The organism is Nocardia vinacea NBRC 16497, assembly GCF_000308835.1.
Lineage (GTDB): Bacteria > Actinomycetota > Actinomycetes > Mycobacteriales > Mycobacteriaceae > Nocardia > Nocardia vinacea.
In genome coordinates, this window is the sequence record NZ_BAGN01000229.1 from 20,962 (window position 1) to 30,700 (window position 9,739).

The 9,739-nt window shown below is 66.8% G+C and carries 6 protein-coding genes; 3 read left to right on the forward strand and 3 right to left on the reverse strand.

What is annotated here, in order from left to right:
- The first annotated feature begins 98 nt into the window (after nucleotides 1-98).
- On the forward strand, nucleotides 99-4,523 hold the full coding sequence (locus tag ON44_RS32030) for an alpha-(1->3)-arabinofuranosyltransferase (RefSeq protein ID WP_245567421.1): 4,425 nt from the start codon (nucleotides 99-101) through the stop codon (nucleotides 4,521-4,523).
- Between the two features lie 18 nt (nucleotides 4,524-4,541).
- Nucleotides 4,542-5,042: a DinB family protein gene (locus ON44_RS32035; RefSeq protein ID WP_083898254.1), complete on the forward strand. Its 501-nt coding sequence runs from the start codon at nucleotides 4,542-4,544 to the stop codon at nucleotides 5,040-5,042.
- Nucleotides 5,043-5,141: 99 nt separating this feature from the next.
- Here the strand turns inward: ON44_RS32035 and ON44_RS32040 are convergent, their stop codons facing one another.
- A complete protein-coding gene (locus tag ON44_RS32040) occupies nucleotides 5,142-6,347 on the reverse strand; it encodes an acyltransferase family protein (protein ID WP_040697141.1) in 1,206 nt (401 codons plus the stop codon).
- A 238-nt stretch (nucleotides 6,348-6,585) separates the two neighbouring features.
- On the opposite strand from ON44_RS32040, the gene pgfA reads away from it, so the two are divergent.
- Nucleotides 6,586-7,683, forward strand: coding sequence for a cell envelope lipid trafficking protein PgfA (gene pgfA, locus ON44_RS32045; RefSeq protein ID WP_040697144.1), 1,098 nt, complete (start codon nucleotides 6,586-6,588; stop codon nucleotides 7,681-7,683).
- A 68-nt stretch (nucleotides 7,684-7,751) separates the two neighbouring features.
- On the opposite strand, the gene ON44_RS32050 is transcribed toward pgfA, so the two are convergent.
- The gene (locus ON44_RS32050; protein WP_040697147.1) at nucleotides 7,752-8,117 is read right to left on the reverse strand and encodes a VOC family protein; all 366 of its coding nucleotides are present in this window, start codon (nucleotides 8,115-8,117) and stop codon (nucleotides 7,752-7,754) included.
- Complete coding sequence (locus tag ON44_RS32055) at nucleotides 8,114-9,385, reverse strand: polysaccharide biosynthesis protein (RefSeq protein ID WP_174415186.1); 1,272 nt, start codon at nucleotides 9,383-9,385, stop codon at nucleotides 8,114-8,116. The genes ON44_RS32050 and ON44_RS32055 overlap by 4 nt, the downstream gene beginning before the upstream one ends.
- Nucleotides 9,386-9,739: the final 354 nt, after the last annotated feature.

The window sequence follows — 9,739 nt, forward strand, 5'->3', positions numbered from 1 at the left end:
GAGGGCCGGTGAGCGCCGCAGATTCGACACAGCCTTCTGCTTCATCTGCCGATTCGTTCGGTACCTCCGGCGCGGCGCGCCAGCACGACAGCGCCCCGCTGGGTAGACGCTGGTTCGTCGGGACCGTGGTCGCGGCGTTCCTGCTCACCTTTCTCCAGGCGCCCGGCCTGACGGTCGCCGACACCAAATACGACCTGGCGCAGAATCCGCTGGGTTTCCTCGAACGCGCCGCCCACCTGTGGAGCAGTCAGGCCCCGATGGGGCAGGTACAGAACCAGGCCTACGGATATTTCTTCCCACACGGCGCGTTCTTCTCGGCCGGACATGTACTCGGTCTGCCTGCCTGGGTGACGCAGCGGATCTGGTGGGCATTGCTGCTGCTCGCCGGATTCTGGGGCATCGTGCGGCTCTGCGAAGCGCTCGGCATCGGCTCACGCGGATCGCGGATCGTGGCGGCGGCCGCATTCGCACTGTCACCGCGGGTGCTGACCACGCTCGGTTCGATCTCCTCGGAGACGCTGCCGATGGTGCTCGCCCCGTGGGTGCTGCTCGCGCCCGCCGCGCTGGGCACCGCCTATCGGAACCGACGCGGTGGCGCGGCGTCGCCCGCTGGCAGTGCGCTGGCGTTGGCATTGATGGGTGCGGTCAATGCGGTGGCGACGGTCGCCGCATTTCTACCCGCGCTGCTGTGGTGGGCGTCGTACCGGCCGAACCGGCGCTGGTGGCGGTTCACCCGGGCCTGGATACCGCTGCTGGTGCTGGCCACATTCTGGTGGGCGGTGCCGTTGCTGTTGCTCGGCAAGGTGAGTCCGCCGTTCCTGGATTACATCGAATCCTCGGGGGTGACCACGCAATGGGCGTCGCTGGGTGAAGTGCTGCGCGGCACGGACAGTTGGACGCCGTTCGTCTCGCCGGAGCGGATCGCGGGCGCGGTGCTGGTGACCCAGCCCGCCGCGGTGCTGGCCACCGGACTGCTCGCGGCGGCGGGTATGGCCGGATTGGCGATGCGGTCCATGCCGTATCGCGGGCGTCTCGCGCTGATCCTGCTGGTCGGGCTGGTCGGAATCTGTGCCGGATTTGTCGGTGAACTGAGCGGGCCGTTCGCGGATTCGGTGCGGGTATTCCTGGATGCCGGGGGTGCGCCGCTGCGCAATGTGCACAAGCTGGAACCGCTCATCCGAATTCCGCTGGTGCTCGGTCTCGCTCATATGTTGAGCAAGGTGCCGCTGCCCGCGTCCGTCCCGATGCCGGTGTGGCGCAGCGCCTTCGCCCATCCCGAACGCGATAAGTCGGTCGCCGTCGCCGCCTTGATCCTCACCGCGCTCGCATTGTCCACCTCCTTGGCTTGGACCGGGAAGCTGGCACCGCGCGGCGCCTATGACGAGGTGCCCGGGTACTGGAAGCAAACGGCGGAGTGGTTGTCCCACAATGCCTCCGATACCCGAGCGCTGGTTGTGCCCGGCGCCCCCTTCGGCAGTCAGGTGTGGGGCCTGACCCGTGACGAACCGCTGCAGGCGCTCGCGAGTACGCCGTGGGCTATCCGGGATGCGGTGCCGCTCAACCCGCCGGGCACCATCCGGGCGATGGATTCGGTGCAGCGGTTGATCGCCGACGGTAGGCCGTCGACCGGACTCGCGGCGACGCTGGCCGAGCAGGGCATCGGAATTCTGGTGTTGCGCAACGATCTCGATCCGGAGACGTCACGTTCGACCCGGCCGATGCTGGCACATCAGGCGATCGACGGGTCGCCGGGATTGCACAGGGTGGCCGAATTCGGCAACCCGATCGCGACTGTCAGACCCGATGGTCTGGTCGCCGATGGTGATCTGCGCCCCGCGTACCCGGCGGTCGAGATCTATCGCGTCGAGGCATCGCCTGCGGGCACTCCGATCGAGATTCACAGCGGCACAGGCGCGCCGACATCATTCCCCGGTGCCTACGCGGTGCCCATGACCTCGGTTGGGACGGTCCAGGGCGGGCCAGAAGTGCTCGAACGGTTGCGTCGCGATCCCGCAACCGCGCCGACACTTCTCGCATCCGATGCGGCAGCGGCCGGATTGCCGATCGGGCCGTTGACGGTGACGGATACACCGATGGACCGGGAGGCCGACTTCGGTCGGGTGGACAATCACAATTCAGCGCTGCGCGCGCCCGACGATGCGCGCCGCACGCACAACCTTGTGCCCGACTATTCCGTACCCGGTGCGGAATTGGTGCGCGGGGAATGGTCGGGAGCGACGGTCACCGCATCGAGTTCCGCCGCCGACGCCACACAGTTGGGCGGCTCCGCGCCCGGCAGTTCGACGGCCGCGGTTGTCGATGGTGATCCGTCGACCGCGTGGATCAGCAATGGCGCCGAACACGCACTGGGACAATGGCTTCGGCTCGATCTCGACCATCCGATCAGCTCCGGGCTGCTGCAGCTGACCACCAGCGCGGCCGCGATCGGCGATCCGGTGAAGTGGGTCGAGGTACGGACCGCGAACGGGAGTGTGTCCGCGCGGATTCCCGAACCTGGTATGCCGGTGTCGATTTCGCTGCCAGCGGGCAAGACGGACTGGCTCACCATCACCGCCATCCGCACCGAGGACGGTACGCGCGGTGGACAATTCGGAATCAGCGAGCTGACTCTGGACGACTACACCAACCGGAGTGCGCCGGTGCGGGTCGATATTCGGCATCGGACCGTACTACCGCCAACCCCGGCGGGCGCGCAGGTGCGGGCCTGGGATCTCGGCCAGGAATTTCCCGGGCGTAGTGCGTGTTTCGATGCGCCGGACCGGGTGCGGTGCAGTAAGGGACTCGCCCTGGCGGCCGAGGAACCCGGCACGTTCGAACGCACGCTGTCGGTACCGGAACCGGTGAGTGTGACGCCGCAGTTGACCGTACGGACTCGACCGGGTCCGGCGCTCGAGGCGCTGCTCACCGACCATACGCATCCAGTCGCCCGGGGTAAGGCAGACGTCGGCGACCTCCGTGGTTCCGCCTTCGCGGCCACCGATGGGGATCCGCGCACGAGTTGGACCGCGCCGGAGGATTCGGTGCGGAATCTGGCGGGCGGCAAACCGACACTCACACTGGAATTGCCCGAACCGGCGCTGGTGACCGGGTTGGACGTGACACCGTCGCTCGGCGAACTGCCCGCCGCACCGCTTTCGATAGTCGTAAATCTCGGCAACGGCCCACAGGTTCGCGAGATCGAACCGGGCGAATCGACCCGAGTCTCATTGCAGCCCACCGTGACCGACCGCATCGAACTGAGCATTCAGACCTGGAAGCCGGTACTCGACCGCACCGCCCTCGGGTTCGCCCAGACGCAGCCGCCCGGTCTCGCCGAGGTAGCGGTACTCGGTCCCGATTACCCAGCGCCCGCCCCAGGGGATCGGCTGATCACCGTCCCGTGTGCGCAGGGGCCGACAATTGCGCTCGGTGGACGTTTCGTGCATACGTCCGTCACCGCGACTGCTGATGAATTGCGTTCTGGCGCACCGGTTCCCGCTCGCATTTGCGCGGATTCGGAACTCCCGCCCGAGTTGGCAGACACCGGGAATGCGGCTGACAGCGGTCTCGAATCCACCGACACGATCCCGGTGGCTGCGGGACGCGCGGACGTAACGGTCGCACCGACGGATCTGTTCTTCGTAGATCGACTTCGCCTGAACCGCACCGATTTCGACCCCGCCGCCGCGCCAACGACGACACCGGGACAGCTCCTCGTCCTGCCGCTCAGTACCAATGTCGGTTGGCAAGCGCGCACCGCCGACGGCAAAGAACTCGTGCCGGTCGTGGTCAACGGCTGGCAGCAAGGCTGGCTGCTCCCGGACGACTACGCCGCCGGATCGAATCCCATCACCGTCTCATTCCCCATCGACCGCTGGTACCGCCTCAGTATCTTCGGCGGCCTGCTGCTGCTCATCCCGCTGATCCTTATCGCCATCCCCCGCAAGCGCCGGATCCCGGCAACCGTTGGCCCGGAGCCGAATCCACCCGAGGGAGACCCCACTCGGAATCCGCCTGGTAAACGCAGCCCTGCCGACTCCGACGGTCACGCAGCCGACACCAACGGGAACATAACCGACCCCGACGGGCGCGCAGCCGACACCAACACGCACGAAACCGACACCAACGGGGACACAGCCAACACCAACACGCACGAAACCGACGCAGATGTCGACCCAGCCGATCAAACCATTTACTGCGGAACACCCCCGACCACCTGGGGCAATCGCATTCTGGGCGCGCTCGGCATCGCCGCTGTCGCAACGGTCATCGCCGGACCGGTCGGCACCGCACTGACGGTGGTCGGGCTCGCCGCAACTCGGTTCTCCGCACGGATGAAGCCGGAAGTCCTCACCGCCGTCGCGGGCCTCGGCACCGCCACCGCGGCGGCAGCCCTGTCCACCGGACCATGGCGCGCAGCAGGCGGATATATGGGCGGCTCGCTGTGGGTGCAAGTACCCGCACTGCTCGCCGTGATCGCCGTCGGCATTGCCGCGCTGCCCGCCCGGCGTGAACATCGTTGAGGGAATAGCCTCGAATAGGTGACGGACTGCGCGGAGTGCGGATTCGAGTACGACCCGGCCTTGGTTCCCGAGGTGTCGGCGCTGACCAGGGGCCACGCTGCGGAATACGCGGCATTGCTCGCCGGTGACGGTCGGGGGCTTCGGCGGCGCACCGCGCCGGATGTGTGGTCGCCGTTGGAGTATGCGTGCCATGTGCGGGATGTCCTGCTCGCACAACGGGAACGGGTGTTGCTCGCGCGCCGCGTCGATACTCCGGCGCTCGAGCCGATGGGTCGCGATGAACGCGTCGAGCACGACGGGTACAACGAGCAGCAGCCGGCCGATGTCGCGCGACAACTCGACGATGCGGCCCTGCTCTTCGCCAACGTCCTCGATCGGCTGACACACGCGGACTGGGACCGGACCATCATCTATAACTTCCCGCAGCGCCAGGAACGTCCACTGCGTTGGCTCGCCCTGCACACGCTGCACGAGCTCCGGCACCATCTGCTCGATATCCGCCGCCAGCTCGACAGCTGATCACTCCCACAACCACCGGATCTCGCGATGCCGAGCCCTGCGGTTACCCACGCACAGTCGCCGAGAGTGAGCAATTCACTCGCCGCGGGCCCGAATCGGTCAGCGAACCTTCTCGTCGCGCGCTTCCGTCACGGTCGCAGCCGAGCGCGCCGCCTTGGCGCGATCGCGATCACGCGCGAACCGGCGCGCCGGTTCCTCGATGAGCGCATAGCTGGCCGCGGCGATCGGGAGGGTGATCGCGATCGTCAGGATGAGCACCTTGCCGAAGTTGCCACCGAACGGCAGGATTCCGAAAATCGGGAACACCACCGAGAGCACCGCGAGATGCCAGAGGAAGATGCCGTAGGACCAGCGCCCGATCATCGCGCCAACCCCGGATTCCAACCAGCGATGTGGACGCGCGCCGGGCGGGCGCAGCACCAGCGGAGCGAGCAGCGCGAAACCGATGATCGCGCCGAAACCCATCTTCGCCGCGTACTGCCAGGGCTCGGCTCGCGTCAGCCCGGCGGGACCGCCAAGGTCGGTGGCGGAGATCAGGAACGCGACCAGCGCGATGCTCCACATCACCGGCTGATTGGCGAGCAGGCGAAGCCTTGGCGATAGCTGATCGCTATTATCGACGAGCTCGGCGAGCAACATGCCGCCCGCGAACCACGGCAGATATCCGGGCAGCCAATTATCGGCGTGAATGGCGTCGGGCGTCGGCACCGGAATGAAGTTCCAGCCGAGACACATCACCCCGAGCGTGAGGATCGCGGGGATACGCCAGCGCGCGGCATCGCCGCGCAACCGCACCGCCGCGAATGCCAGCAGCGGCAGCACGACATAGAAGGCCACTTCGACGGACAGACTCCACATCTGGGTGAGTCCATCGGTGAGCGTGAGCGGCACGAATACCTGCGTCAACGCCAGATTCGAAGCCCATACCCGCAGGCCCGCGGTATCAGCCGCACCCGGCACCAGGATCAGCACCGCGGCGACCACAACCCAATACGCGGGCAGAATGCGCGCCGCCCGATGCCGGAAGTAATGGCCGACCGACGGCGCGGTCCCCAGCCCACGCGCGACCGCCGCATGCGGACGCCACAGCAGGAATCCGGACAGCGCGAAGAACACCGCGACCGCCATATCGAACCGTTCCCAGATCCGACCGAGTACAGGCGTATTCGCGGCACCGGTCTGGAATGCGACGTGGGTCAGCAGCACACCGAGTGCGGCCATGCCGCGCATACCTTCCAGGGCGGGCACGAAACCGCGCGTACGCGTGGGTGCGTCGATGGTCGGCGCAGGTAGGGTGGCGGTCATCGAACTCCAGTCTGCAGGTCTTTTCGCGCGACCTGCAAGCAGTCGCTACGGGTATCCTCTACCAGCTGGTAACCCAACGTTTCAGATTTCGCGCTAGACTCGGGCGATTTCTGGGTCGAATCCGGCCTCGGCACCGCATGGTACGCCATCGGGCTGTTAGTGTCGGGGCTCACGAGTGCCGCGGCGTGCCCGCAGTACTCGCCGTACAGACCTGTGTTCTACGACGAGGAGAGTTTGCATGGCACTGAGTGCCGGAACCAGAAGGACGGTGGCCTGCCTGCTCGTGGGTCTGGGTGCGTTGCTGATCGTCGCAGCGGTGATGATCCCGACCTATACCGTCAGCAAACTGGCGAAAACTCCACTCGATCTCGAGATCACCACCATCGCGACGAACCAGCCGGGCGAGGACAGCCTGGTCCTGGACTCGAAGTCGCTCACCGCACCGGAGGGCGCGGCCAAGGTCGACACAAATGTGCCGCTGATCTCGCAGCGGTTCACCACCGTCGAGGAGCCCTCCGACGCCACCGAGATGACCCTCCAGGCCGGTCAGACCCTGCGGCGCATCGATAAGCAGGGCGACACCGGCCTGCTCACCGCGACCGTCGACCGGGTCACCATCGACCGCAAGACCGGCGAGCCGGTGGCCAAGGACCCCAACGGCTCCATCGCCGTCACGGTGAACAAGGACATGCAGAGCATCGCCGACCCGGTCCAGCACACCGGTCTGCAGTACCGCTTCCCGATCGGCACCGAGAAGAAGAGCTACCCGTACTTCGATGTCAACGCGCGTAAGTCCTACGACGCCAAGTTCATCGAAGAGTCCGAGATCAACGACATGAAGGTCTACCACTTCCAGATGTCGGTGCCGGTGACCAACCTGTGGGACGTGATCCAGTCGCCGTCCAACAAGCTGAGCCTGCCCGCCGCCAAATGGGGCCTCGAGGGCGACGACCCGGTCACCATGACCCGCTTCTACACCGACACCCGCGACCTGTGGATCGAGCCGCAGACCGGCACGGTGATCAAGGGTGGCGAGCAGATTCACCTGTACTACGCGCGCAGCGGCGACCACCCGGACGTCACCGCGCTGAAGTCGCACCTCGTCTTCGACGAGAACACCATCGAATCGCAGATCACGGTGGCCAAGGAGAACATCGACAAGCTGTCGCTGTACGGCCGGATCATGCCGATCGTGCTCGGTGTGCTCGGTGTCATCGCTGTAGTCGGCGGTGTGTTCCTCGGGATCCGCGACGGGGCCGGCGCGGGGCGGCGCGGGCCGGGTCGCGGTAGGGATGATGCTCCGACCGAGCAGATCAGGATCCAGAAGAATCTCTGACGGTTGGTTCGACTACTCGGCTCCCCGGCGTTATGCCTGGGAGCCGAGTTGTTTTTGCGTAGGTTGATTCAGAGCGCGGACGGACCCAGCGGGTAGGCAACGGGATGCGACGGCTGATACAGCAGCAGCACTCCCGCGCCGGGAATCTTCATATCGATACAGCGCCCGAAACCCCGCTCGGCGATCTCACCCACGAATTCCGCCCCACGCCCGCCCAATTCCGCCATCGTCTGCTCGATGTCATCACACATCAACGAAATCTCGTGACGCGGCGGCCCATCCGCCGGATGCACCCCGAGCTCACTCGGCCCCGTCCCGAAAATCAGCCACCCGTCGTGGGCGTCGATATTCGGCCAGCCGAGAACGTCACGGAAGAAGGCGCGGGCCGCGTCCGGATCCTCCGCGTAGACCAGCGTGTGCACAGCGGTGATCATGCTGGTGATGCTAGGTGAGCAGACGGCTCCGCGGTACGCAAAACGATCACCGCCACGAACATGGTGGTTGCGGCCGCGACACCGACCGCGGTGATGATCAGCGTCGGTACCGAGCGGGCGAAGCAGGCCATGAGGACCACCTCGACCGCCAGGCCGAGCCAGGTCACCGTGGCGAGGGCGGTACGGTCCACCGCGATCGCCGAAAGCAGTGCACCCTGCAGCACCGCGAGGATGGCTCCCTGTAGGGCGAATAACCACAGCAAGCCTTGGATCGGCGCGTAATCCTGTCCCGCGAACAATGGCGCGACCGGCGCCGCCAGGGCGGCGCCCGATACCGCCACGATTCCGATGCCCGACAGCACCGCCAGTGCATCCCGGATCGCACGCGCCGAATGCGTCGGCTGCGCCATCCGCGGATACAGCACGACTCCCACGGCCTGCGGCAGCCAGAACGCGATCTTCGCCGCGATCGCCCCCAGCGCGTACCGGCTCGCATCCGCCTCGTCCAAAACTATTCGCGCAACGATCAAATCCGCCGACGACAATGCCATCAACGCCGCCTGCACCTGCGCCGCCCGCAACACCGGCAACACTCCGACGGAACGCGCGCTCCGAGATGGCGACCGACCGTCAGCTCGAGTTCCCGCTTCTTCGACTGCGAATCCGGGCATCGGTCCTTCGGCAGCGCGATCTGGCGGCCCTTCGGAGGTAACGTCCGGCGACCGTTCCGCCGCGGGGCGAATGCGTGATGGGGGCGAGCCTGCGGTCGAGCGGGCGAATGCGGCGGCGACGACGATTCCGGTGGCGGCGGCACACAATGCGGGAGCTGTGCCGCCACCCGCCGCGAGGACCACCAACGCCGGGACCACGCGCGCTACACCGGCCGCGCCCAGGACTACGGCCAGGGCTCGGAAGCGTCTGCTGCCCTGCAAGATTCCTTGTTCACCGGATAGCAGGACCAAGGCGGGCGCCGCCCCGAGGGCGGCGGCACTGGCTAGTACGCCGACGTTCAAAACGGCCGTCACCACCGGTACCAGTACCGCGGCGACCACAGCGACGATCACCGCACACCGCCACTGCAACCCGCGCAGTGCCGCCACACTCGACCCGCGCACCAGTTCCCTGGCCACGACGTTCTGCAACGCCAGTGCGGGCACCGCACACAACAGCTGCACCGCGAGCAGGCTGGCGAATTCGCTGTATCCGGTGACCCCCAACCAACGGCTGGCCAGCATCTGCAGCAGATATCCCGCCACATTGGCCGTCATCGCCCCTGCCGTGACCAGCGTCAGATCCGCCACGACGGGGAGACGACGGACAGCAGGCACGCGGCAATCGTCCCACCCCGCCGCCCCGCGTCCCGCACGCGCCCACCGCCCTGCGCGCTGACGCCCCGATCTGGCCGCGCCGCATGATCACGAGGAGCAGATCCGTGGAGCAAGCCCATAACAGGCGCTCGGTACCGGAAGGTGGCGGTTTGCTCGTCGGTACGTAAGGTGCACAGGCGTGAGTGGCAGCGGCCTGGCTCGACGCACCCGGTGGGCAAGGTTCGTCCCCGCCGGCTACAGCGGATTGCTGGCGGTGATTATCGCCGGGCCACTGTTGGGGCCGGGCTACCTGCT